The sequence below is a fragment of the Streptomyces sp. NPDC004732 genome (assembly GCF_040609235.1).
GTDB lineage: Bacteria > Actinomycetota > Actinomycetes > Streptomycetales > Streptomycetaceae > Streptomyces.
Map to the genome: position 1 here is coordinate 167,976 of NZ_JBEXJR010000001.1, position 23,105 is coordinate 191,080.

Genomic DNA, 23,105 nt, shown 5'->3' on the forward strand with positions numbered 1-23,105 from the left:
CACCACGACACCAGGAGAAGTCATGAACACCACCCCCCGCCGGGTCCGCCGCGCCGCCGTCGCCGTCGTCTCGGTCGCCTTTCTCCCCGTCGCCCTGACGGCCTGTTCCGACGACAGCAGCGACAACAGCAGCAACACCGCCAAGGACAAGGCCACCGCGAGCGCCTCCAAGAGCCCGTCCAAGGACATGGGCAGCATGACGGAGCCCTTCGGTCCCGGCTGTTCGTCCGTGCCCAAGGACGGCAAGGGCAGCTTCGACGGCATGGCGAAGGACCCCGTGGCCACCGCCGCCTCGAACAACCCCGACCTGTCCACGCTGGTGACCGCCGTCAAGAAGGCCGGTCTGGTCGACACGCTCAACAACGCCAAGGACATCACCGTCTTCGCCCCGACGAACGACGCCTTCGCGAAGATCCCCAAGGCCGACCTGGACAAGGTCCTGGCCGACAAGGCCCAGCTCACCAAGATCCTGACCTACCACGTGGTCGGCAAGCGGCTCGCGCCGAAGGACCTGGCGAGCGGCTCCTACGAGACGCTGGAGAAGTCCAAGCTCACGACGTCCGGTTCGGGAGAGTCGTACAAGGTGAACGACGCGGCGAACGTCGTCTGCGGCAACGTCAAGACGGCCAACGCCAACGTCCACATCATCGACACGGTCCTGATGCCGAAGATGTGAGACCGGCTGCCGTCAGCCGAGATGGGTCGACCAGTCCTGCTGCGCAGCGGGCTTCCCGTGCAGATCGGGGACGCGCTTCAGCCAGGAGGGTCGGCCCTTCTCGGTGGCGGCGGCGCGCCGGGCGTCGGCGGCCGCCAGTTCGTCACGGGAGGGGAAGCAGGTGGGCAGCCACGCGGCCGAGGCGCGGGCGCGGGCCAGGAGGTGGTCCACGTAGGCCGCGCGCACCGCGTCCGGGGAGTCGAAGCCGGGCTCGTCGGCGAGCCAGGCGTCGGGGACGAGAGCGACGATCTCGCGGAGGGCGTCCTCGGTGACGAGGGGCGCCAGTTCGGCGTCGGCGGCCGCCATGTCCGGGCCGTACGCGCCCAGGGCGTGGTGCTGGAAGTCGTACGCCTTGTCGGGGGCGGAGGCGCCCCAGCGGTGGTGGAAGACGAGCGCGGCGCCGTGGTCGATGAGCCACAGCTTCGGCTCGTACACACCGAACGTGGGCCAGATCATCAGGTTCGAGCTGTGCACCGTGCGGTCGACGTTCGCGGTGAGGGCGTCGAGCCAGACGACCTTCCCGGCCTCCAGCGGGTCGACGTCGATCGCCTCCGGTGTGAAGTCCGCGGCGCCCGGCAGCAGGTCCATGCCGAGGTTGACGCCCGCGCTGGCGTGCAGCAGGTCCTGGACCTCCTGGTGCGGTTCGTCGGCGGCAACCGTCGGGTCGAAGTGGACCAGCACGAGCTCGGGGAAGCGCAGGCCGAGGCGGCGCGCGAGTTCACCGACGATGATCTCGGCGACGAGCGCCTTGCGGCCCTGGGCCGACCCGGTGAACTTGACGACGTAGGTCCCGAGGTCGTCGGCCTCGACGACACCGGGCACCGAGCCGCCGGTCCGCAGCGGGTTCACATAGCGAACAGCAGTCACTTCACGCAGCACACCGGCCACTTTATGCCGCGGTCAGCGCCCGGCACGAGCAGGTTTCCGCGGCGGGCCTGCCCGACGCCGTCACGCCGTCACGCCGTCGACCCCGGCCCTTCCCGCATCGCCCACCGGATGAGACCGGTGACGGCGTGCCCCGTCGGGTGCACGATCCATCGGTCGACGGGGGCGGCACGCGCGAGGCGCAGTTCCGAGGCCGCCCAGCCGGGGAGGAGCGCCACGGCGTTGGTGGCGAGCGCGGCGTAGAACGGCAGGGCCGACAGCGGAATGGGCGGCTTGAACAGGAGGTAGCGCGTGGTCTCGATCGCTTCCCGCGTGCACCGCAGCTCGCCGCGGTACCGGTCGAGGCACTGTCGCAGCGCGTCGAGGGACCGGGGCGGGTCAGGAACCCCGAGGGCGCCCGCGATGTGCGCCGTCTGGTCGACGTACACGTCGCACTCACCCGGCGTCAGGGGCCGCGCGCCGAACTCTTGATGGGCCCTCAGGAAGCTGTCGATCTCGGCCACGTGCACCCAGAGCAGCAAGTGGGGGTCCGATGCCTGGTAGGGCGTTCCCCGCGCGGTCACTCCGCCGATTCCCGCATGAACGGCTCTCACCCGGGCGCAGGCCGCCTGCGCGCTCTCGGCCGTGCCGTAGGTCGTGGTGGCGAGGAACGTACTGGTTCGCTGAAGGCGACCCCAGGGGTCTCCCCGATACCCGGAGTGGGCGGCAACAGCCGCCATGGCCACCGGGTGGAGCGATTGCAGCAACAGCGCGGAGAGGCCGCCGATGAACATGGAGCTGTCGCCGTGCACACGGTGGATCGGGCTCCCGAGCTCGAACCACCGGGGCCCTGGAGTGCCATGGATCCGCTGCCTGTTCCTGGGGCCCTCCGGGCCCGCCACTCGTGCGAACAGCGCCTGTCCGGCGCGCTCACGCACCGCGTCGAGAGCACGCACCATCGTGAAGGTCATCAGTGACACAGCCTCCTGCGCGCTCGACGGTCTACCTGCGATACCGGCACGGGCCCGGCTTCGGATGCGGCCCCCGACGAGATGCGGCAATCCGCACCAATCCACGGCCCGGTCGGCTACGGATCATCAGTGACGGGCTCGTGAGGGGCCCGCGCGCGGAAGACGCCGACGGCCTGAGCACTCCCGGCGGACTAGGACGGGAATCCCTCCGCCCGGAGCCGGCCGTCGGCCTCTTCCGCCTGTCACCTGCCGTACGTCGCACTGCGTGCGGCAGGTGACCCCCGCCCTGCCGTGGGCACCCCGCGAGGTGGCCGTCCGTACCCGCGCAACCTGGGAGCGATTCTCAGAGAGGCGGGACAGGGGACGTCACCATGAGGTGCACGAAAATGCTCCACAGACCGACCCCCGCGGCCACCACACGCAGCCTGCGCAGGCGCCGCGGGCAGACGGGGTCGGGCTCCCCCCGGACAGGGCGGCCGGTCGTCATGGGCGCCGCGCCCGGCCGCACCGCCACCACCCGCACGACCCCGGGCACCGGGCGGTCGGCGCGTGGCGGGTGCGCGGGAGCCGTCCGCTGGGCCAAGCCCGCGAGGAACAGTGCGTACGCCCGGCGTCGCTCTCCCCGGGGCGAGGTGCGCCCCGATTCCCAGGACCGCACCGTTTCCGCCGTCACGCCGAAAGCCGAGGCGAGTTGCTGCGGTGTCAGTCCCCAGCGCTCGCGCAGATGGCGCCGGTCTGCCGCGTCCGGCAGCGGGGCGGGGCCGATCGGGCCTGCCGGAGCCGTTGGAGCCGCACTGTCTGTTGATCTTGTGGAATTCATGCCTGTACGACAATCCGGTACGGGTGCCCCGTACGGGCTGATGCGCAAGTTCCCCCGGACGGCTCTATAGGCTGCTCGCGTGGCGTCCATGAAAGATCCAGCACCCGAGAGCAGCCCGGCGACCGACCTGGTGTCGTTCGCGGTGCAGTTGCGCCGCATGAACGGCGAGATCAACCGGCTGGTCCACGCGTTCGCCGCCGGTCACGAGCTGCACGCCACCGACGTCCAGGCCCTGGGTGCCATCCTCGACGCCCAGGAGCCGATGACTCCGGGACGGCTCAGGGCCCATCTGGGCCTGACATCCGGTGCCGTCACCGCTTGCCTCGACCGGCTGGAGCGGGCCGGGCACATCCGGCGCTCCCGGGAGAGCCAGGACCGCCGCGTCGTTCACCTGCACTACGAGGACAGCGCCCGCGCCGCCGCACGGGCCTTCTTCCAGCCGCTCGCGGTGGCCACGGAGAGCGCCCGCACCCGCTTCAGCACCGAGGAACTCACCGTCGTCCTGAGCTTCCTCACGGCACTGAACGAGGAACTTTCCGACCTGCCCCAGCCTGCCCCGTAGGGGTCACGCCTCGGGACCCCCATGGCCCGCCACGGCCACCATTTGATTCAATCATTGAGATTCTTTTTCATTGAGATGGATTGAGCGGTCTAGGAGACCCATGCCCCCCACCGGTCCACGCCTCGCCCGCTGGCTCGTGCCCGTCGTTCTGCTCGTGGCCTGGCTCGGCATCGGCGGCGCGCTCGGCCCCTACGCCGGGAAACTGGGCGAGGTCGCCACCAACGACCAGGCCGCCTTCCTGCCGCGGAACGCGGAATCGACGAAGGTCATCGAGGCGCAACGCGCCTTCGACCAGGAGGAGTCGCTGCCGGTCATCGTCGTGTGGACGGCGGAATCCGCCACACCGTCGGGGCGCCTGGAGGCCTCGCAGAAGGCGGCCGCCACCCGCGCCCTGCGCTCGCTGGACGGCGCACCCGGGATCGAGGGGCGCGTGTCGCCCGCGCTGGCGGCCAAGGACGGCCGGGCTCTGCAAGGCGTCGTCCCCCTGCGGTCCGACCTGGGCGACCAGCTGGCCCCGACCCTGGAGCGGATCGAGAAGCGTGCGGCGCAGGTGCCCGGCACAACGGTGCAACTGGCCGGTCCCGCGGCCAGTCAGGCCGACCTGTCCGACGCATTCGCGGGCATCGACGGCATCCTCCTGGGCGTCGCCCTGGCCACCGTGCTGCTGATCCTGCTGCTGGTGTACCGGAGTCTGCTGCTCCCCTTCGTCATCATCATCGGCGCCGTGTTCGCCCTGGGACTGGCCTGCGCGATCGTCTACGTACTCGCCGACCATGCCGTGGTCCGCGTGGACGGGCAGGTCCAGGGCATCCTGTCGATCCTCGTCATCGGCGCCGCCACCGACTACGCGCTGCTCCTCACCGCCCGGTTCAGAGAGGAACTCGGCCGGACCCAGGACAAGGCGACGGCCATGCGTGCGGCGCTGCGCCGCTCATTCGGCCCGATCATCGCCAGCGGCGCGACGGTGGCACTCGGTCTGCTGGCGCTGCTGCTCAGCGATCTGACCAACAACCGGGCGCTCGGCCCGGTCGGCGCGATCGGCATCGGGTGCGCCGTACTGAGCGCGCTGAGCTTCCTGCCCGCGGCGCTGCTCCTGCTGGGGCGCGCCGCGTACTGGCCCGCCAAGCCCCGCACCTCGCAGGAGACTTCGCGCGGAGACGGCGTATGGGGGAAGGTCGCCGCCCTCGTGGACCGCGCGCCGCGCAAGGTGTGGGCGGGCACTCTTGCCGCGCTGTGCCTGTGTGCCGCGTTCGCCCCCACCCTCACGTCCAAGGGCGTGCCACTGGACGAGATCTTCGTCAACGACGCGCCCTCCGTGGCCGCGCAGGAAACGCTGGGCCGGCACTTTCCCGGCGGCTCGGGCAACCCGGCCGTCGTGATCGTCGACGAGGACCGCCTCGACGCGGTCACCACGGCGGCCGCGCGCACGGAAGGCGTCGCCGACGCCTCCCCGGTGACCGCCTCCGGCCGCCCCGGCACGGACCGGCCCCGCACCGTCGGGGGGCGGGTCCGCATCGATGTCACGCTGAAGGATCCCGCGGACAGCGATGCCGCGAAGCAGACCGTGGTGCGCCTGCGCGACGCGGTGCACCACGCGACCGGATCCCAGGGCCTGGTCGGGGGCTACACGGCCCAGCAGTACGACACCCAACGGACGGCGGAGCACGACCGCACGCTCATCGTGCCGGTGGTCCTGGCCATCATCCTGGTGATCCTCGTCGGCCTGCTGCGCTCGCTGCTGATGCCGCTGCTCCTGGTCGCCACGGTGGCCCTCAACTTCGTCGCGACCCTGGGGGTGTCCGCCCTCGTCTTCCAGCACGTCCTGGGCTTCAGCGGCACCGATTCGTCCGTACCGCTGTACGGGTTCGTCTTCCTCGTCGCGCTCGGCGTGGACTACAACATCTTCCTGATGTCCCGGGTCCGCGAGGAATCCGCCCTCCACGGCACCCGGCAGGGCGTCCTGCGCGGTCTGACCGCCACCGGTGGCGTCATCACGTCGGCCGGTGTCGTCCTGGCCGCCACGTTCGCCGCCCTGGGCGTGATCCCGCTGGCCTTCCTGGTCCAGATCGCGTTCATCGTCGCGTTCGGCGTACTGCTGGACACCCTGGTCGTACGATCCCTGCTGGTACCGGCGCTGGTCCGCGACATCGGCCGCACCGCCTGGTGGCCGGGAGCCCTCAGCCGCACGCCCCGCTGACCCCTGCCTGCCGGTCCAGCAAGACCTTCGCCAGGACGCCGTCGCCGGTGAGCTCGACCCGGCCGTCCCGCACGCCCTCGCCGAGGGTGAGCTCGCCCCGGGCGACGGCCGCGCACGTCGCGGCGTCCAGGGCGATGCGGGCGTCGGGCTCCTCGGGGGCCGCTCCTTCGCCGTACCCCTCCGCGCCTTCGCCGGTCCGCACGTGGAAACAGCCCTCGTCGAGCCGCACTTCGAGCACTCCCGCGGCGCCGAGACCCGCAAGGGACCGCAGCAGCGGCAGCGCGAACCAGTGCGCCCGCACCGCGTCGGTCGGCCTGCGCTCCGCGAGGGCAGGGGCGCCCCAGGCGGCGATGGCCTTGAGGACCGGCAGCAACTCCCTCCCGCGGTCGGTCAGTTCGTACACGAACGCCGCCGCGGGCGGGGGCAGCTTGCGGCGGGTGCTCAGGCCCTGCTGCTCCATGTCCTTCAGGCGCGAGGCCAGGACGTCCGTGCTGACGCCGGGCAGGTCGGCGTGCAGGTCCGTGTAGCGACGCGGGCCCGCGAGCAGTTCCCGGACGATCAGCAGGGTCCAGCGGTCGCCCACGGCGTCGAGGCCCCGGGCTGCGGCGCAGTACTGGTCGTAGCTTCGGCGGGACCGGGCGTTCGGCCGGGGCTGCTGAGGTGGCATGCGACATAGTCTATGCAAGTTGTTGGACTTTCCAAGCGGAGACTTGGTAAAACCAAGTAACACACGTCACGGGAGGCACAGCGCATGGAGTTCCGGCAGTCGAGCAAGCTCAGCGAGGTCTGTTACGAGATCCGGGGCCCCGTCATCGAGCACGCCGACGCACTGGAGGAGGCGGGCCACAGCGTCCTGCGCCTCAACACCGGCAACCCCGCGCTCTTCGGCTTCGAGGCGCCCGAGGAGATCGTCCAGGACATGATCCGGATGCTCCCGAACGCACACGGCTACACGGACTCGCGCGGCGTCCTCTCCGCCCGCCGCGCCGTCGCCCAGCGCTACCAGTCGCTCGGCCTCGACAATGTCTCCGTGGACGACGTCTTCCTCGGCAACGGCGTCTCCGAGCTGGTCACCATGGCCGTGCAGGCCCTCCTGGAGGACGGCGACGAAGTCCTCATCCCCGCCCCCGACTTCCCCCTGTGGACCGCAGTCACGACCCTCTCCGGAGGCAAGGCCGTCCACTACGTGTGCGACGAGTCCGCGGACTGGTACCCCGACCTCGACGACATGGCCTCGAAGATCACCGACCGCACCAAGGCCGTCGTGATCATCAACCCCAACAACCCCACGGGCGCGGTCTATCCGAAGGAGATCCTGGAGGGCATCCTCGACCTGGCGCGCAGGCACGGCCTGATGGTCTTCGCCGACGAGATCTACGACCAGATCCTGTACGACGACGCGGTGCACCACAGCGTCGCCGCCCTCGCGCCGGACCTCGTCGTCCTCACGTTCTGCGGTCTGTCCAAGACGTATCGGGTGGCCGGGTTCCGGTCGGGCTGGCTGGTCGTCACCGGGCCGCAGCAGCACGCCAAGAGCTACCTGGAGGGGCTGACGATGCTCGCCTCCATGCGGCTGTGCCCCAACGCCCCCGCGCAGTACGCCATCCAGGCCGCGCTCGGCGGCCGCCAGTCCATCCGCGAACTCACCGCGCCGGGCGGCCGGTTGCACGAGCAGCGCGACAAGGCCTGGGAGAAGCTGAACGAGATCCCGGGCGTCTCCTGCGTGAAGCCGAAGGGCGCCCTGTACGCCTTCCCGCGCCTGGACCCGAAGGTCCACCCGATCCACGACGACGAGAAGTTCGTGCTCGACCTCCTCCTCCAGGAGAAGATCCAGGTCGTCCAGGGCACGGGCTTCAACTGGCCCCGCCCCGACCACTTCCGCATCCTCACGCTCCCCTACGCCGACGACCTCGACGCGGCCATCAGCCGCATCGGCCGCTTCCTGAGCGGATACCGTCAGTGATCCCACCGGTGACACCACCGGTGGAGCCGACCACTACGCCGAAAGCCGGGAGCACCGTGCCGCCCTGCACCGACTGCGGACAGCCCGTCCAGACCCAGTTCGCCTCGCCCGAACTCGTCGCGCCCATCGTGTACGAGGGCTTCGACGCCGCCGCCGACCCGGCCTGGCCCACCTCGGGCGCGGCCACCCTCGACGACTACGCGCGCTGGTGCAAGCACCTGTGCGGGCTCACCTGCTTCCGGATGGCGCTCGGCCCGTCCGCGCCGCCCCTCTTCACCCTGCGGGACGGCGCGCTCAAGCGCGGTGCATACACGGAGGAGGGCGGGGTGATCAAGGGCATGATCTACGCCCCGTTCGCCGAGTACGCCCGCGACGAGTTCGGCGTCGACGCCGAGGTCCACCGGCACCTCACCGTCGAGGAGATCTGCGCGCTCCTCGACGAGGGGAGGCAGGTCATCGCCTCGGTGCACTTCGAGATCCGCCGCCCGCACCGCCCCTCGCCGGGCCGCGGCGGCCATCTGGTCCTCCTCACCCGGCGCACGGCCGAAGGGCTGCTGCACTTCCACAATCCGTCGGGTATCGACGCCGCCACCCGCGCCGCCGAACTGTCCACCGAACGGTTCGAGCCGTTCTTCGCCGGACGCGGGGTGTCGCTGCGCTGACAGGTGGTCACCGGGACTGCCAGGATGGCGCCATGATGCGTGGAGGCAAGGTCGCCGTCGTCGGCGGCAGCATCGCCGGGTGCGCCGCGGCCCTGGCCGCGCACCGCGGCGGCGCGGACGAGATCACCGTGTACGAACGGGCCACGGGGGACCTGGCGGACCGCGGCGTGGGACTCGCCGTGCACGACTCCCGCTACGCCGAACTGGAGTCGGCCGGGTACCTGGACGCGGGCATGCCGTGGGTGCAGCTCGTGCGGCGGCGGTGGTACGTGCGGGACGACGCGGCCGCGTCCCCGGTGGGCCGGGAGATCGCCGTGATGCCGTTCCCCTTCCGCACGTACAACTGGGGTCCGCTGTGGCGGGAGTTGCGCGGACGCATTCCGCGGGGCGTGGACTTCCGCGCCGGATCACCGGTGCGGCAGGTGCTGCCCGGGCCCGACGGCGTCGAGGTGACCACCGACACGGACAGCACCCGCCACGACATCGTGATCGGCGCCGACGGCTACCGCTCCGCCGTCCGCGCCGCCCGCTTCGGCGACGTACGCCCGGCCTACGCGGGCTACCTCGCCTGGCGCGGCGCCTTCCCCGAAGCCCGGCTGAGCGATCCGGAGCTGTGGGCCGAGGAGGACTGCGCGTACGCCGTCTTCCCGGGCGGTCACGTGATCATCTACCGCATCCCGGACGGCGCGGGCGGCCACCGCGTCAACTGGGTCCTGTACACCGCGCCGCCCCCGGACCTCGACCTCGGACTCGGCCTCGACCTGCGGCTCACCGGCCCCACGAGCCTGCCGCCCGGCGGCCTGACCGACGCGCTCGCCGCCCACGTCGGCCACGTGGCCGACGACCTGCTGCCGCCCTACTGGGGCGCACTGTTGCGCGAGACGGCGCCCGAGGAGCTCTTCCTCCAGCCCATGTACGACTTCACCGCGCCGCGCTGCACGTCGGACCGCGTCCTGCTCGTCGGCGACGCGGCGGCGGTGGCCCGGCCGCACACCGGCGCGGGCGCGGTCAAGGCGCTGCAGGACGCCACGGTCCTGGAGTCCGCCCTCGCCACGGCGGACACCTGGGCGGACGCCCTGGACACGTACGACACCGACCGCACGGTCTCCGGCCGCGCGATGGTGGACCTCGGGCGGCGGCTCGGCGGGGCGCTGGTCCAGGCGACGCCGGACTGGCGGGCGATGGACCAGTCGGCGATGGAGACGTGGTGGAAGCAGGCCGACGGGAGCGGGGCGTTCGGGGGGCGTGTGCTGAAGCGCTGACGCGGCGCGCGCGCCCGCTCCTCCCCTCGTGGACCGGCGTGCGTGATGCGTGGTCAGGCCTTCGCGCCGGGTGCCGTTCTGACGCCGTTTTGGGGATGCACACCTGAGATCAATAGTATCCGGCGATGATCACAAGACAACGGCCGGCGGCCTGGGCCATCGCCCTGCTCGCCGCCCTGACCGCCGGGCTCGTCACGGCAGGCCCCGCCGCCGCCGATGACAGCGACGAACCGGCACAGCCCTCCCCCAAGGTCGAGCTCGTCCTCGACGTCAGCGGGTCCATGCGGGCCCGCGACATCGACGGCAAGTCCCGCATGGCCGCCGCGAAGCAGGCCTTCAACGAGGTCCTGGACGCGACCCCGGACGAGGTCGCGCTCGGCATCCGCACCCTCGGCGCCAACTACCGCGGCGACGACCGCAAGACGGGCTGCAAGGACACCGAGCTGCTCTACCCCGTGGAGCAGCTCGACAAGGCGGGCCGCACCGACGCGAAGACCGCCGTGGCGACGCTCGCGCCCACCGGCTGGACCCCGATCGGCCCGACGCTCCTCAAGGCCGCCGACGACCTGACGAAGAACGACGACGCCGAGCGCAGCCGACGCATCGTGCTGATCTCCGACGGCGAGGACACCTGCCAGCCGCTCGACCCATGCGTGGTCGCCCGCGACATCTCCGCCAAGGGCATCCACCTCACCATCGACACGCTCGGCCTGGTCCCCGACGCCAAGACCCGCGACCAGCTGAGCTGCATCGCCGAGGCCACCGGCGGCACGTACACGTCGATCCGGCACACCGATGAACTCTCCGGCCGTGTCAAGCAGTTGGTGGACCGCGCGGCCGACCCCGTGGTCACCCCGGTGGAGGCGAAGGGCGCCACTGAGTGCACCGCCGCGCCCGAGCTGAAGTCCGGTCTCTACACCGACCGCGAGAAGTTCGCCGAGCACCGCTACTACCGCGTGGACGTCCCGGCGGGCAAGGAGCTGCGCGCCTCCGTGAGCGTCGCCGCCGACCGGGCCGTCAACCAGGACTACGGCGTGCTGCTGCGCGCCGAGACGCCGGGCGGCCGCGAGATCGTGCGCGGCCAGGAGTCCGGCGACGGGCGCACCGACGTGATCTCGACGGGGCTGCGGTACCCGACGCCCGAGGCGGACGACGACGAGGAGGAAGGCACGGCGGAGAGCGTCTGCCTGCGCGTCAGCAACTCCTTCTCGGCGGGCGCCGCGGTCAAGACGTCCCCCGGTCTCCCCGTCGAGCTCGCCGTGGACCTGGTGGACACCTCCGACGAGGCCTCCGACGTCGCCTTCTTCGGGCTCGGCCACGGCTGGTGGCTGCTCGGCCTCCTCGTCCTCGTCGGCTTCCTCGCCGGTCTGGTCTGGGGCTGGGTCTCGCGCTGGCGCTTCGCGGTCTGGAGGACCAACTGATGCGTACGACACGTGTGGTGCGGCGTTTCGCCGTGACGACCGGCGCGGCCCTGCTTGCGCTGACCGGAACCGCCGGAGCGGCGACGGCCGACGACGACAAGCCCGAGGCGGTGACGGAGGCGGGCACGTCCTTCCGTACCGCCACCGCGCTCCGCATCGACCAGGAGGCCACCGCGGAGGCGTCCACGGGTGACTACCTGTACTGGGCGTTCCCCGTGGACACCGGTCAGCGCGCCACCGTGCACGCGACGGTGAAGCTGCCCGACGCCGCGACCCGGCACGCCGCCTCCACCTGGCAGGTCGACGTGTACGACGGGCTGCGGCGCCGTCAGGCCTGCCGACTCGGCACGCCCACGAAGACGGCCGCGCAGGACGCCGCGTCGGTGTCGCTGTCCTGCTCACTGCGTACCGTCAGGTCCTGGTCGGAGCAGTGGGCCAACGATCCGCTGCCGGGCACGTACTACCTGCGGCTCACCGTCACCGACCTCAAGGCGGACGACCTGGGGCAGCCGGTGCGGGCCGAGGCGAAGGTCACCGCGACCGACGCGGGCGGCGCGCAGGCGGTCGACGGGACGCTCGCGGAGCCGCTGGTGCCGGGCGCGGGCTCGGACAAGCAGCAGACCGCCGCCGCCGTGGAGCCGGAGGACGGCTGGTCGGGCGGCTGGTGGTCGTCGCGCTGGCTCTGGACGGCGGCGGGCGGTGTCCTCGCGGCGCTCGCGGGCGTCGGCGGATACGCGCTGACGCGCGGTTCGGGACGGCCCGCGCGGGTTCCGCAGGGGATGTAGCGCAGGCGTGTGACGCCCCGCCTGCCGGGTCCCGCCGGGCGCGGGACCCGGGGGGCGTGGCAGGCTCGGTGGTGGCGGTGCCGGACGGCCCGCCACCACCGGGAGAACAGGAACGGCGCGATCATGGGTGATCTGCTCCTCGTCCGGCACGGCGAGACGGAGTGGTCCCTCTCGGGGCAGCACACCAGCTGGACGGACATCCCCCTGACGGACAACGGCAGGGAGCAGGCGCGCTCGCTGGCCCCGCTCATCAGCAGGTTCCGGATCGGGGCGGCGTTCACCAGCCCGCGGCAGCGCTCGCTGGAGACCGCGGAGCTGGCCGGTTTCGGGGACGCCAGGGTGGACCCGGACCTGAGCGAGTGGGAGTACGGCGCGTACGAAGGCGTCACGACCGTCGAGATCCACCGCACCCGGCCCGACTGGTACCTGTTCACGGACGGTGTCGCGCTCGGCCCGCCGGAGCATCCCGGCGAGAGCCCTGAGCAGGTGGGCCAACGCGCCGACCGCATGCTGGCGAAGGTGGACGCGGCGCTCGCCGACAACGAGGGCAGTGTCGTCCTCTTCGCCCACAGCCACTTCCTGCGCGTCCTCGCGGCCCGTCGGCTCGGCCTCCCCGCGTCGGGCGGCTCGATGTTCCTGCTCGCCACCGGCACCGTGAGCCGGTTGAGCACGGAGCACCGGCGGCATGTGGTGGCGAGCTGGAACCTGCGCCCCCAGCTGGTGAAGTGACGTTTCCCACCGTGTGATCCGCCCGGCCGGAAGCCGACCGTGCTCCGCGCGGACGGCATTCGACAGACGCGATGACGATCATCAAGACTGCGGCCATGCGATACGGCGTTAACCTCCTCAACTTCGGCCCCGGCACGACCCCCGACTCCCTCCTCCGGCAGGCGACCGACGCGCGCGACCTCGGTTTCGAGTTCGCGATGATCTCCGATCACATCGCGGTGACCCCGGACGTCCACGAGGTCTATCCGGCGCCGTTCTACGACCAGTTCGTGCTCGCCGCGTACCTCGCGGGCCGGGTGCCGGGGCTGCGGCTCGGGACGACTATCACCGTCGTCCCGTACCGGCACCCGCTGCAGACGGCCCGCATGGCCGCCAACATCGACCAGTTGAACGACGCCGGGTTCATCCTGGGCGCCGGGGTGGGCTGGTCGGCCGCCGAGTACGAGGTGCTCGGCGTGCCCTTCCGCGAGCGCGGCGCGATCACCGACGAGTACCTCACCGCGATCCGCGCCGCGTGGCGCGAGGACCCGACGTCGTTCCACGGGAAGTACGTCGCGTACGACGGTGTGCGCACCGCGCCCGCCCCCGCGACCGACCCCTGCCTGCCCGTCTGGGTCGGCGGCAACTCCCCCGCGGCGCAGCGCCGCGCGGCCCGCCTCGGCGAGGGCTGGCACCCGTTCATGCCGAGCCGGGAACTGCTCGGCGAGGCGCTGCCCCGCATCGCGGCGGAGGCCGAGGCCGCGGGCCGTCCCGCGCCGGACCTGGTGCCGCGCCTGCAGATCCGCGTCGGAGAGCAGCAGGACGCTCCGGGGCGTCCGCTGGGCCACGGCAGCGTCGACCAGATCCGCGGCGACCTGGAGACCCTGGCCGGTCTCGGCGCCACGGACGTCCTCCTGGACACCTACCCCGGCAGCCCCGGGGAGCAGGCGGGCGCCGACGAGGACCGGCGGGTCCTCGAACTCCTGATGTCAGTGGCACAGGGCACCATCGGTACCAGTTGACGAACCCCGTCGACTGATCGACGGAACCGGTTCGGGGAAGGGGTGCGCGCGGTGAAGCCTCCGACAGCCGCTCAGCGACGGATCATCGAGGCCGCGGACCCGGGGACCGGACGACTGTCCGGCAGTGAGGCCCAGCTGACGGGCCTGGTGCGGGCGCGCCTCGCCTTCCGCCATCCCCGGCCGCCGCACGCGTTCTTCCTGACGCCCGCGGGCCATCGGGCACGGGACGAGGGCGCCGCCCCCGCCGCTCCCGAGCCGCCGCCCCCGGCCCCGGCGCCCGCCTCCGGGGTCTTCGCCGCGCGCACCGGCACGGAGACGGAGCCGCCCGCCGCCGAGGGCCCCACCCGGGCGCGCGAGGTCCGCGGCGCCTGGGAGGGTCTGGTCGAACTGCGCCGCATGACGAACGCCGACGGCGCCCGGGACCGCCCGTGCGCCTGGGAGCGTACGCACCTGGTGCAGGCGGCGGCGCTGGCCCTGGAGGCGGCCGGGTGCAGGCCTGCGGGCCCCGGCCACGACGGGTACCGGGTCGCCGGGACACCGCAGCCGGAGGCCGTCGCCGTGCGGGACCCGACGCCGGAGGGGATCCGGGGGTGTGCGGCCGCCCTGGAGCGGGCGGGCTGGCAGGTCAGCGAGCACGCGGAGCCGCGCTCGGGCGGGCGGCCGGGCGGGCGCTATGTGCTCGCGTCGCCGCGGAGGACCTGACGGCCCGCACCGGAATTCCCTGCGCCACCCCCGAGTTGAACGCACCGACCGCAATCTGCACGCCACCGAAGGGAACACCGTGACCGAGCCCTACTCCGTGAGCGTCGGCGTCCGTGGGTACGAGACGGACACTCAGGGCCACCTCAACCAGGCCGTGTATCTCCAGTACGCCGAGCACGCCCGGTGGTCGCTGCTGCGCGCGGCAGGCATCGCGCAGACCGACCTCCTGGACAAGGGCGTCGGCCCGGTGGTCCTGGAGACCACCATCGGCTACCGCAGCGAACTCCTCGCGGGCGACGAGGTATCGGTGAGTTGCACGTTCGTGTGGGGCGAGCGCAAGACGTTCGGCGTCGAGCAGACGATCACCAAGGCGGACGGCACGGTCGCCGCGACCGTCTCCTCCGTCAGCGGGCTGCTCGACCTCAAGGAGCGGCGACTGGTGGCGGATCCGCGCGACTACTTCAGGGCACTGGCGACGGACCCGTCGACGCTGGGCCTGTAGACGGCACTCATGTACATGACATCGTTACCCAACCACCCCGATACGTTCACACGCCCGTACGTACATCCGTGCCACCCTCCCGGTGGTTGATTAGTCAACTCGCGTAGACCGCACGCTCATTGGTTCGGGCGCGCGGCGCGCGAGGCCACCGGGAAAGGACACACCCCACATGCCCGTCCCGCGCGTACGCCGCTGGAAACCCCTGGCCCTGACCGCTGCCGCGGTGATCGTCGGCATCACCGTGCCGGCCACCGCCACGGCCACCTCCTCCCCCACACCCGCCCCGACCCCCGCGGCCGTCGGCGCCTACGACGACACGTACTACCAGGACGCGCTCGGCAAGACAGGGCCCGAGCTCAAGTCCGCGCTGCACACGATCATCAGCGAACAGACCAAGCTCTCGTACGACCAGGTCTGGGACGCCCTCAAGACCACCGACGAGGACCCGGCCAACAGCTCGAACGTCATCCTGCTCTACTCCGGCACCTCGCGGAGCAAGAGCAGCAGCGGCGGCGACCAGGGCGACTGGAACCGTGAGCACGTCTGGGCCAAGTCCCACGGCGACTTCGGGACGGCGACCGGCCCCGGCACCGACGTCCACCACCTGCGCCCCGAGGACGTCACGGTCAACAGCATCCGTGGCAACAAGGACTTCGACAACGGCGGCAGCGCCGTCGAAGGAGCCCCCGGCAACCTCACCGACGGCGACTCCTTCGAGCCCCGCGACGCGGTCAAGGGCGACGTGGCCCGCATGATCCTCTACATGGCGGTCCGCTACGACGGCGAGAGCGGCTTCCCCGACCTGGAGCCCAACGACAAGGTGGACAACGGCAGCGCGCCCGCCATCGGCCGTCTCTCGGTCCTGAAGAAGTGGAGCGACGAGGACCCGCCGGACGCGTTCGAGAAGAACCGGAACCAGGTCATATTCGACAAGTTCCAGCACAACCGGAACCCGTTCATCGATCACCCGGAGTGGGTGGAAGAGGTCTACTGACCACGGCCTGACGGCTCAGCCGTTGCTGCCGCCGCCACTGCCACCGCCCTCGAACTCCTTGGGCGGTGGCCCCCCACCGGTGTCGGCGAAGAACTGCCAGAGCGTGACGAGGGCGACCGCCTGCGCGACCAGGTAGGCGAGCTGCAGCGAGAAGTACCGCATCTGGTAGATCGACAGCAGCAGCCCGAACCGGCTCTGCCAGAACCGGCGTTCGCCCTGGAAGATGTCGAGGTCCAGGGCGATGCCGGTGAGGGTGAGGACGAAGAGCATGGTCAGCATGACCAGGCCGATGTCCCCGTACCCCTCGTCCATGAAGAAGTACCCCGCCGCGGCGACCCCGGCGGGCAGGGCGAAGGCCGCGGCCACCGCCAGCGCCTTCACGGGCCCGCGCCGCCCCGGCAGCCTGCGCCAGAGCGCGCCCAGCACGAAGCCCGCGCCGATCCAGCACGCCTGCCAGGACACGAAGCCCGCCACGATGTCGGGCAGCCCGAAGCCGTAGTAGAGGTTGGCGCGCCAGTTGTCGCCGCGGATCCACCCCGACCAGACCACGACCGCGGTCGCCGGGAGGCCGAAGAAGCAGGCGATCAGGGCGGCCCTGCAGCCGTTGCCCCACCAGGTGTCGCGCGGCCCCATCGCGAGCGCCACGTCGACGACCGAGACCCGGGAGGGCAGCCGGTCCGGGGTGCCCGACGCACTGGTCCACGTGTGGAGTCCGCGTACCTCCTGTTCCAGCAGGCGCCGCTGGAGTATGTCGTCGTCCGACTGGCCCGCCTCAAGGCGTCGCATCATCGCGTGGATCTCGCGGTAGCGGCGGGCCCGGCCCAGGACATCGCGGCGCCGGTGAGCGGTGACGGTGTCGCCGAGCCGCTCGCGGGTCGTCTCCAGAACGTGGTCGAGAACGGTCCGGCTCCTGGCCGCGACCGTGACCAGGTACAGCGCCGCCATGTTCAGGACGAGCCAGACGGGTTCGAGGAGTGCGTTGTTGCCGAAGGCGCCGAGGGCCAGCCCGACCAGGACGGGGAAGAACAGCAGGAAGAGCCACCGGTCCTCCGACTCCTCGACCGGCGACTCGATGGCCCGCGCACGGGCGGCCCGCAGCGCGGCCAGGACAACGAGGCCAGTGATCAGCCAGTGGTACCAGAACCACCAATTCTGGAAGTTCACGGTGAACCAGGTGAGATCCCCCCTGATGTCGTCCAGGTGATCCCGGTCGTACGCGGGGTCCCACCGGACGCTCAGCCATGAGATGCGCCGCCAGTCACGTTCGACCGTCATGGCGTAGCAGGCACCTATGACTGCCGTGCCGATGACGACCGCCGGTCCGGCGTAACGGAGTTGAAGGTCGCGCGGAGCGTTCGGGGCCTTGCGGCTCGGCGGGACGAGACCGCAGTCGCGGGCCGTGCGCCAGACGGCGGCGGCGAAGCCGAGGAGGCTCAGCGCCGCCACGCACCCATGGGCGACGAACAGCGCGTACACGGCCCTGTCCGGTGCGCCGACGTGCAGCTCCAATGACGTCGGCAGTCCGAACCAGTGAGGCGCGCACGACACGGCGAGCACCGGCGCCGCCAGGACGGCTCCCGCCCACGCGACGGGCCGCCGCGGCCGCCCGAAGGCGAGGAGGAGCACGGCGGCGCCGAGGGTGATGGGCAGGCTGAGGCGCTGCTCACGGTCGTACCAGTCCTCCTCGCTCGCCAAGGCCCTCGCGAGGCGGAAGAAGATCTCGTCGCCGCTGACGGCGATGACGAGACCGGCCGAAAGCCAGGCCCAGTCGCTCAGCGTCCGCGCCGCCCGCTCCTCGTCTCCGGTGATCCCCGCACGGCGGCGCACCTTCCCTGCCGCGTACAGGAGGATTCCGCACGCCACGAACGTCCAGGCCGAGCCGCCCGCGGTGCTCACGTTGGCGAACAGCAGCCGATCGTCCTGCGCCGCGAACGACCGTGGCCACTCCGGTGCGATCCGCACCACGACGGACGGCGGGGCCTTCTCGCCCTTGGGCCGCCACACCAGTGCGGTGGCGCCCTCCTTGGTGGTCGGCTTCGGCACGGCCGACGCGGCTCCCGGGTCGCCGGGGTCCACGAGGATCTTCGTCCAGTCGACGCGGTGGAGCCCTGGGGCCGGTTCGAAGAGCAGCCCCCAGCGCGCCACGCCCCGTTCCACCTTCCAGGGGCCCAGGGCGAACCACCCGGTGGCGTCGTCGATCCAGGAAAAAGTGTCGAAGGTGACTTCGAAGCCGCCCTTCTCCGGCTTCACCCAGGGGCTTCCGTCGGGGCGCCACTCGTTCCACCAGCGCAGCTGGTTCTCGTAGGGGCGCGTCAGGCACCCCATGGCCGTTTCGTACTCGTCGGTGTCCTCGTCCATCAGCAGCGACTTCGCCTGCTTCCAGGACGACGGCACATGGACCCTCAGCCGGGCGGTCACCTTGGTGTGGATGCGTCCGCCGTGCGAGAGCCGTACGGAGGCGCTCGCCTTCGCCTTGTCGAGGCCCGCGGTGTCGCACCCCTGGTCGACCGGGTCCCCGGCGGCTCCCGCCCGGGCGGGCCACAGCAGCGCGCACAGCACGAGTACGAGCGTCAGCAACGCGGCGCGTGACTTCAACTACCGCCCCCAGAAACCCAGTTGAACTAGGAGTCAGTGTCCCCGAGCCCGTCCAGTTCCGCGAGGTCCTCGGCGCTGAGACGGAGCCCGGCCGCCGCCACGTTCTCCTCCAGGTGGTCCGGCGACGACGTCCCGGGGATCGCGAGCATCGACGGGGAGGCGGCGAGCAGCCACGCCAGGGTGATCTGCGCGGGCGTGGCGCCGTGCCGGTCGGCGACGCGCCGGAGTGCCGCGAGGTCGGGCGCTCCGGCGCCGCCGAAGGGGAAGTACGGGACGTACGCGATGTTCCGTGCCGCGCAGAGCTCGACCAGCCCGGCGTGGTCGCGCGACAGCGGGCTGAACCTGTTCTGGACGGCGGCCACGGGCGCGATCTCCTGGGCCTCGGCGAGTTGCTCCGGCGTGGCGCTGCTGACGCCGAGGTGGCGGATGAGGCCCTCCTCGCGCAGGGCCGCCAGGGTGGCGAAGCGGTCCTCGCCGGGGCCGTCGCTCCGCAGGAAGCGGAGGTAGACCAGGTCGAGGTGGTCGCGGCCCAGCTCGCGGAGGTTGCGGTGCACGGCCGCGCGCAGCTCCGCCGGGTCCGCGGGGTCCATCCAGCTGCCGTCGGGGAAGCGGCCGGGGCCGACCTTCGTGGCGATGACCAGGTCTTCGGGGTAGGGGTGCAGGGCCCTGCGGATGAGGTCGTTGGCCGCGATGTCCGCGTAGAAGTAGAAGGCCGCCGTGTCGATGTGGTTCACGCCGAGCTCCAGCGCGCGGCGCAGCACGGCGATGCCGCGGTCGGGGTCGTGGGCGGGGCCGTCCCAGTGGGCGGAGGGCAGGCGCATCGCGCCGAAGCCCATGCGGTGGACGGGGCGGTCGCCGCCGATGCGGTGGTGTCCGGCCGCGGCGGCCGGGGCGGCGTTGCTCGTACTCGTACGCGTACTCGTACTCGTACACGTACGCGGGCCGGTGCTGGAGCTGGCGCTTTCCGGGGTTGTCATGGCCAGAGCCTGCGACGTGCGTCCGGGGAGCGCGATCGCGTGGCCACTTGCTGCCACCGTTGACCCCTCGTGGGCCGGGCCGCAGACTGTCGCCACCATGCCGAGCACATCCAACACAGACCAGATCGTGTCGCTGCGGGGCGAGCGGGAGCTGGTGCGTCGAGCCGGGGAGCTCATCACCGGCGCCCGCGAGGAGTTCCTGTGCGCGGCGGCGGACCTGGTGACCTTCTCGCCCGGCGTGAACGCCGCGTTCGCCGGGGGCAGGCGCCCGGCGCTCGTCCCGGGCGGCCTGACCATGCGCAAGCTGTACACCCCGCGCGCGCTCGCGGACGCCCGGTCGGAGGCACGGCTCGTCCGGATCGCCGAATCCGGGGCGCAGGTCCGCATCACGGCGGCGCCGCTCGCCCACGAGGCGATCGTCATCGACCGGCGCGTGGCGATCCTCGCCGGGGCGCCGGTCCAGGGGGTGCGGACGTTCACGGTGATCCGTACGCCGATCGCGGTCGAAGGGGTCAGGACGCTGGTGCACGCGGCCTGGGAGACGGCCGCCGACCTCGACGAGTTCCGCCGGGCGCGGCCGCCCGCGCTGAGCGAGGAGGCGCGCCGGGTGCTGCGGGCGCTGAGCGCCGGGCACACCGACGAGGTGACGGCGCGCGACCTCGGCATGTCGCTGCGCACGTACCGCAGGCGCGTCGCCGAGCTCATGGCCGCGCTCGGCGCGACCTCCCGTTTCCAAGCGGGGCTGCGGGCACGCGAGTTGGATTTCGGCGTTCGGGACGGGGCGGGCAACTGACCGCGGCGGAGGGCCGTCTAAATTACTGCTTGATCGTTGAACGCTTGACCGTCGAACCGACAGATACGACGGTGCAGGTACGTCGCCCAGGAGGCTCCCGTGTCAGATCACGACCCCCAGCTCGGCTCAGCCACTGACATCCGCGCGCGCATCGACACCAGCACGCCGCACTCCGCGCGCTTCTGGAACTACTTCGTGGGCGGCAAGGACAACTACGAGAAGGACAGGGAGCTCGGGGACCACATCAAGGAGATCTTCCCCGGCCTGGTCGACGTGGCCCGCACCAGTCGGCTGTTCCTGGGCCGCGCGGTGCGCCACCTCGCCACGGAGCGGGGTGTGCGGCAGTTCCTGGACATCGGCACGGGCCTGCCGACGGCGGACAACACGCACGAGGTCGCCCAGCGCGTCGCCCCGGACTCGCGCATCGTCTACGTCGACAACGACCCGCTGGTCCTCGCCCACGCGCGGGCCCTGCTGACCAGCACGCCCGAGGGCGAGACGGCGTACATCGACGCCGACCTCTACGAGCCCGAGGCGATCCTCGCGGAGGCCTCGAAGACCCTCGACCTGTCCCAGCCGGTCGCCCTCATCATCCTCAACACCCTCGGCCACGTCGCCGACCTCGGCCAGGCCCGCGATCTGGTGGCCCGCCTCATGGCAGGCCTCCCGTCCGGCAGCCACCTGGTCATCAGCGACTCCACGGCCACCAGCGAAGGCATGATCGCGGCGTCGAACGAGTACAACAAGAGCGGCGCGATCCCCTACTACGTCCGCGGCGTCGACGAGATCGGCGCCTTCTTCGAGGGCCTCGAACTGGTGGAGCCCGGCCTCGCCCAGGTCACGCGCTGGCGCCCGGAGGCGGAGGACACGACGGCGGTCGACGCGTACGGAGCGGTGGGCCGCAAGGCGTGAGCTGAGCCGCCCCGGTGGAGAACCCCCGGCCTACCGGCCCGTGAACGCGAGGATTTCGCGGGCCACGGCGCCGGGGTTCTCCTCGGCCAGCCAGTGCCCCGACTTCGGGATCTCGACCGCGCGCACGACGTTGCGCAGCATCGGCGTCAGGGTCGGCCGGGTGGCGGCGAGTGAACCGGTCGCCGTGAGGAGAAGGGTGGGGGTGTCCGTGGGTGCGGCGGAGGCGTTGTCCCGCTCGTCCTTGTCCAGACTCCGGTAGAGCTCGAATCCCGCGTGCAGGGTGTCCGGGCGGCTGTAGGTGCGGACGTATTCGTCGGTCTCCGCCTCGGTGAAGGGCGGCCGTGTCCTCGTACCGCCGAGTGCCGATCCTCCGTAGGCGACCTGCGTGGAGAACGCAGTGACGTACTCGCGTACGTCTTCCCGGTCGTCCACGAGCTTTTCGGGGATCGCCTGCTGGCTGTTGAAGGCCATGTGCCAGGAGAACGTCCGGTACTTCGCGGCGGGGAGCTTCCGGCCGGGGAGCGGATAGTCCATGTGTATGTAGGAATTGACCCGGCCGGGGAACTGCGAGACGTATTGGGCCCCGACTCCGGCGCCGAGATCGTGTGCCACCAGCGTCGAATTCCGTGGCGTGCTGCGTCGCGGCGTCGTGCGTCCCGGAAGCGGGGGCCGTGCCGCCCACGGCAAGTGAGAACGTCAGCGCTCCGGCACCGAGGAGCAGGCGTCGGCGGTGGGGACTCTTCGCGCTGCTGCTGGTGCTTGCGCTTCTGCTTCTGCTGCTGCCGCCGCTTCGAGTGAGTGTCATGGTGCGATCCTCAGGCGGTGCCTTGCGGAACCGCACACCTTTTTGCAGGCTTGCAAAGAACGCGTCAACCGAGTGGAGGCGTCGGCCGGTGACGGAAGACCAGGCGGTGCTGGAGAACGTCGGCCCGCGGCTGCGGGGCTTCCGCAAGGCGCTCGGCCTCACCCTCGCCGTCCTGTCGGAGCGCACGGGGCTCACGCCGAGCACGATCTCCCGGCTCGAACGCGGGCACATCCGCCCGACCCTGGAACAGCTCCTCCCCCTCGCCCGCGCCTACGCCGTGCCGCTCGACGAGCTCGTGGCCGCACCGACCACCGGTGACCCGCGGGTCCACCTGCGCCCCTTCCGCAAGGACGGGCTGACCTTCGTGCCGCTGGGCGTGAAGACGGGCGGGATGCGCGCGTACAAGGTGATCTACCCGCCGATGTCGAAACTCCCGCCGCCGCAGTTCCATGTGCACCCCGGCCGGGAGTGGTTCTACGTCCTCCACGGCACGGTCCAGCTCGTCCTGACCGACACCCGCACGGAACTGGCGGCGGGCGAAGCGGCGGAGTTCGACACCGCCACCCCGCACTGGATCGGCAACGCCCGGGACGACGTACCGGCGGAGACCATCGCCATCTACGGGCAGCAGGGCGAACGAGTGCACGTCACGGACGTCTGACGGGGACGTCACCGCTCCCGCCCTCCGTTCCCGTTCCCCATTCCAGTCCCCCGTTCCAGGGTGAAGGTGTCTGCGCTGGTCAGCGGCCATTCCGGCATTCCCGCGTCCCGTACCACCGGCGTGTTGTGGCGGCCGGGACGGATCGCGGCCCAGGCTGTGGATCGTCCGAGCGGCTCGCCGGACGAGCCCTCTCACGGATCACTGACCCACGG

General features: G+C 71.7%; 23 protein-coding genes. 16 read left to right on the forward strand and 7 right to left on the reverse strand.

Features of this window, described 5'->3' with window-relative positions:
• Window positions 1-22 precede the first annotated feature (22 nt).
• Window positions 23-676 (forward strand): fasciclin domain-containing protein, encoded by a 654-nt coding sequence (locus tag ABZV77_RS00700; RefSeq protein ID WP_356248824.1) that lies wholly within the window; start codon window positions 23-25, stop codon window positions 674-676.
• Window positions 677-688: 12 nt separating this feature from the next.
• Here ABZV77_RS00700 and ABZV77_RS00705 read toward each other — a convergent pair whose 3' ends face one another.
• The 3 genes from ABZV77_RS00705 to ABZV77_RS00715 all read right to left on the reverse strand — a co-directional run bounded on the left by ABZV77_RS00705 (window position 689) and on the right by ABZV77_RS00715 (window position 3,529).
• Window positions 689-1,594, reverse strand: a complete 906-nt coding sequence (locus ABZV77_RS00705) for a HipA family kinase (RefSeq protein ID WP_356248826.1) — start codon at window positions 1,592-1,594, stop codon at window positions 689-691.
• Between the two features lie 77 nt (window positions 1,595-1,671).
• A complete protein-coding gene (locus tag ABZV77_RS00710) occupies window positions 1,672-2,550 on the reverse strand; it encodes an oxygenase MpaB family protein (protein WP_356248828.1) in 879 nt (292 codons plus the stop codon).
• A 343-nt stretch (window positions 2,551-2,893) separates the two neighbouring features.
• Complete coding sequence (locus ABZV77_RS00715; protein ID WP_356248830.1) at window positions 2,894-3,529, reverse strand: helix-turn-helix transcriptional regulator; 636 nt, start codon at window positions 3,527-3,529, stop codon at window positions 2,894-2,896.
• Here ABZV77_RS00715 and ABZV77_RS00720 point away from each other — a divergent pair.
• Together ABZV77_RS00720 and ABZV77_RS00725 are read left to right on the forward strand one after the other, a co-directional pair.
• The gene (locus ABZV77_RS00720) at window positions 3,459-3,932 is read left to right on the forward strand and encodes a MarR family transcriptional regulator (RefSeq protein ID WP_356248832.1); all 474 of its coding nucleotides are present in this window, start codon (window positions 3,459-3,461) and stop codon (window positions 3,930-3,932) included. The two genes, ABZV77_RS00715 and ABZV77_RS00720, sit on opposite strands and share 71 nt — an antisense overlap.
• Before the next feature lie 100 nt (window positions 3,933-4,032).
• Entirely contained in the window at window positions 4,033-6,129 is a 2,097-nt protein-coding gene (locus tag ABZV77_RS00725) for an MMPL family transporter (RefSeq protein ID WP_356248834.1), read from the forward strand.
• Here ABZV77_RS00725 and ABZV77_RS00730 read toward each other — a convergent pair.
• Window positions 6,110-6,796, reverse strand: a complete 687-nt coding sequence (locus ABZV77_RS00730; RefSeq protein WP_356248836.1) for a helix-turn-helix domain-containing protein — start codon at window positions 6,794-6,796, stop codon at window positions 6,110-6,112. The genes ABZV77_RS00725 and ABZV77_RS00730 overlap by 20 nt on opposite strands.
• An 84-nt stretch (window positions 6,797-6,880) precedes the next feature.
• On the opposite strand from ABZV77_RS00730, the gene ABZV77_RS00735 reads away from it, so the two are divergent.
• The 10 genes from ABZV77_RS00735 (at window position 6,881) to ABZV77_RS00780 (ending at window position 16,150) form a co-directional block, all read left to right on the forward strand.
• Window positions 6,881-8,092, forward strand: coding sequence for a pyridoxal phosphate-dependent aminotransferase (locus ABZV77_RS00735; protein WP_356248838.1), 1,212 nt, complete (start codon window positions 6,881-6,883; stop codon window positions 8,090-8,092).
• A 56-nt stretch (window positions 8,093-8,148) separates the two neighbouring features.
• A complete protein-coding gene (locus tag ABZV77_RS00740; protein WP_356248840.1) occupies window positions 8,149-8,754 on the forward strand; it encodes a peptidase in 606 nt (201 codons plus the stop codon).
• Window positions 8,755-8,786: 32 nt separating this feature from the next.
• Window positions 8,787-10,016: an FAD-dependent monooxygenase gene (locus tag ABZV77_RS00745; RefSeq protein WP_356248842.1), complete on the forward strand. Its 1,230-nt coding sequence runs from the start codon at window positions 8,787-8,789 to the stop codon at window positions 10,014-10,016.
• Window positions 10,017-10,141: 125 nt separating this feature from the next.
• A complete protein-coding gene (locus ABZV77_RS00750; protein WP_356248844.1) occupies window positions 10,142-11,437 on the forward strand; it encodes a VWA domain-containing protein in 1,296 nt (431 codons plus the stop codon).
• On the forward strand, window positions 11,437-12,222 hold the full coding sequence (locus tag ABZV77_RS00755) for a hypothetical protein (protein ID WP_356248846.1): 786 nt from the start codon (window positions 11,437-11,439) through the stop codon (window positions 12,220-12,222). The genes ABZV77_RS00750 and ABZV77_RS00755 overlap by 1 nt, the downstream gene beginning before the upstream one ends.
• 123 nt (window positions 12,223-12,345) lie before the next feature.
• Window positions 12,346-12,951 carry a histidine phosphatase family protein gene (locus tag ABZV77_RS00760; protein WP_356248848.1) on the forward strand — a complete coding sequence of 202 codons (606 nt, stop codon included), beginning with the start codon at window positions 12,346-12,348 and terminating at the stop codon, window positions 12,949-12,951.
• Between the two features lie 95 nt (window positions 12,952-13,046).
• On the forward strand, window positions 13,047-13,952 hold the full coding sequence (locus tag ABZV77_RS00765) for a TIGR03619 family F420-dependent LLM class oxidoreductase (RefSeq protein ID WP_356248850.1): 906 nt from the start codon (window positions 13,047-13,049) through the stop codon (window positions 13,950-13,952).
• Window positions 13,953-14,003: 51 nt separating this feature from the next.
• Window positions 14,004-14,654: a hypothetical protein gene (locus ABZV77_RS00770; protein WP_356248852.1), complete on the forward strand. Its 651-nt coding sequence runs from the start codon at window positions 14,004-14,006 to the stop codon at window positions 14,652-14,654.
• Between the two features lie 79 nt (window positions 14,655-14,733).
• The gene (locus ABZV77_RS00775; RefSeq protein ID WP_356248854.1) at window positions 14,734-15,156 is read left to right on the forward strand and encodes a thioesterase family protein; all 423 of its coding nucleotides are present in this window, start codon (window positions 14,734-14,736) and stop codon (window positions 15,154-15,156) included.
• A 169-nt stretch (window positions 15,157-15,325) separates the two neighbouring features.
• Window positions 15,326-16,150 (forward strand): endonuclease, encoded by an 825-nt coding sequence (locus ABZV77_RS00780; protein WP_356248856.1) that lies wholly within the window; start codon window positions 15,326-15,328, stop codon window positions 16,148-16,150.
• 15 nt (window positions 16,151-16,165) lie between these two features.
• On the opposite strand, the gene ABZV77_RS00785 is transcribed toward ABZV77_RS00780, so the two are convergent.
• Window positions 16,166-18,745 (reverse strand): DUF6185 family protein, encoded by a 2,580-nt coding sequence (locus tag ABZV77_RS00785; RefSeq protein WP_356248858.1) that lies wholly within the window; start codon window positions 18,743-18,745, stop codon window positions 16,166-16,168.
• A 26-nt stretch (window positions 18,746-18,771) separates the two neighbouring features.
• Window positions 18,772-19,722 (reverse strand): aldo/keto reductase, encoded by a 951-nt coding sequence (locus ABZV77_RS00790; RefSeq protein ID WP_356248860.1) that lies wholly within the window; start codon window positions 19,720-19,722, stop codon window positions 18,772-18,774.
• 97 nt (window positions 19,723-19,819) lie between these two features.
• On the opposite strand from ABZV77_RS00790, the gene ABZV77_RS00795 reads away from it, so the two are divergent.
• Window positions 19,820-20,515: a DNA-binding response regulator gene (locus tag ABZV77_RS00795; RefSeq protein ID WP_356248861.1), complete on the forward strand. Its 696-nt coding sequence runs from the start codon at window positions 19,820-19,822 to the stop codon at window positions 20,513-20,515.
• A gap of 99 nt (window positions 20,516-20,614) precedes the next feature.
• Entirely contained in the window at window positions 20,615-21,427 is an 813-nt protein-coding gene (locus tag ABZV77_RS00800) for an SAM-dependent methyltransferase (protein WP_356248863.1), read from the forward strand.
• A gap of 30 nt (window positions 21,428-21,457) precedes the next feature.
• Here the strand turns inward: ABZV77_RS00800 and ABZV77_RS00805 are convergent, their stop codons facing one another.
• The gene (locus ABZV77_RS00805; RefSeq protein ID WP_356248865.1) at window positions 21,458-22,114 is read right to left on the reverse strand and encodes an alpha/beta hydrolase; all 657 of its coding nucleotides are present in this window, start codon (window positions 22,112-22,114) and stop codon (window positions 21,458-21,460) included.
• Window positions 22,115-22,320: 206 nt separating this feature from the next.
• Between ABZV77_RS00805 and ABZV77_RS00810 the strand changes: the two genes are divergently transcribed.
• Window positions 22,321-22,893, forward strand: a complete 573-nt coding sequence (locus ABZV77_RS00810) for an XRE family transcriptional regulator (RefSeq protein ID WP_356248867.1) — start codon at window positions 22,321-22,323, stop codon at window positions 22,891-22,893.
• Window positions 22,894-23,105: the final 212 nt, after the last annotated feature.

Bases quoted from the DNA above. Each gene is read 5' to 3' on its own strand.
- ABZV77_RS00725 (WP_356248834.1), top strand. From the start codon at position 4,033: ATGCCCCCCACCGGTCCACGCCTCGCCCGCTGGCTCGTGCCCGTCGTT.
- ABZV77_RS00715 (WP_356248830.1), bottom strand. From the start codon at position 3,529: ATGCGGCGCAACTGCACCGCGAACGACACCAGGTCGGTCGCCGGGCTG.
- ABZV77_RS00750 (WP_356248844.1), top strand. From the start codon at position 10,142: ATGATCACAAGACAACGGCCGGCGGCCTGGGCCATCGCCCTGCTCGCC.
- ABZV77_RS00710 (WP_356248828.1), bottom strand. From the start codon at position 2,550: ATGACCTTCACGATGGTGCGTGCTCTCGACGCGGTGCGTGAGCGCGCC.
- ABZV77_RS00790 (WP_356248860.1), bottom strand. From the start codon at position 19,722: ATGACAACCCCGGAAAGCGCCAGCTCCAGCACCGGCCCGCGTACGTGT.
- ABZV77_RS00730 (WP_356248836.1), bottom strand. From the start codon at position 6,796: ATGCCACCTCAGCAGCCCCGGCCGAACGCCCGGTCCCGCCGAAGCTAC.
- ABZV77_RS00745 (WP_356248842.1), top strand. From the start codon at position 8,787: ATGATGCGTGGAGGCAAGGTCGCCGTCGTCGGCGGCAGCATCGCCGGG.
- ABZV77_RS00760 (WP_356248848.1), top strand. From the start codon at position 12,346: ATGGGTGATCTGCTCCTCGTCCGGCACGGCGAGACGGAGTGGTCCCTC.
- ABZV77_RS00780 (WP_356248856.1), top strand. From the start codon at position 15,326: ATGCCCGTCCCGCGCGTACGCCGCTGGAAACCCCTGGCCCTGACCGCT.
- ABZV77_RS00795 (WP_356248861.1), top strand. From the start codon at position 19,820: ATGCCGAGCACATCCAACACAGACCAGATCGTGTCGCTGCGGGGCGAG.
- ABZV77_RS00720 (WP_356248832.1), top strand. From the start codon at position 3,459: ATGAAAGATCCAGCACCCGAGAGCAGCCCGGCGACCGACCTGGTGTCG.
- ABZV77_RS00700 (WP_356248824.1), top strand. From the start codon at position 23: ATGAACACCACCCCCCGCCGGGTCCGCCGCGCCGCCGTCGCCGTCGTC.
- ABZV77_RS00735 (WP_356248838.1), top strand. From the start codon at position 6,881: ATGGAGTTCCGGCAGTCGAGCAAGCTCAGCGAGGTCTGTTACGAGATC.
- ABZV77_RS00765 (WP_356248850.1), top strand. From the start codon at position 13,047: ATGCGATACGGCGTTAACCTCCTCAACTTCGGCCCCGGCACGACCCCC.
- ABZV77_RS00755 (WP_356248846.1), top strand. From the start codon at position 11,437: ATGCGTACGACACGTGTGGTGCGGCGTTTCGCCGTGACGACCGGCGCG.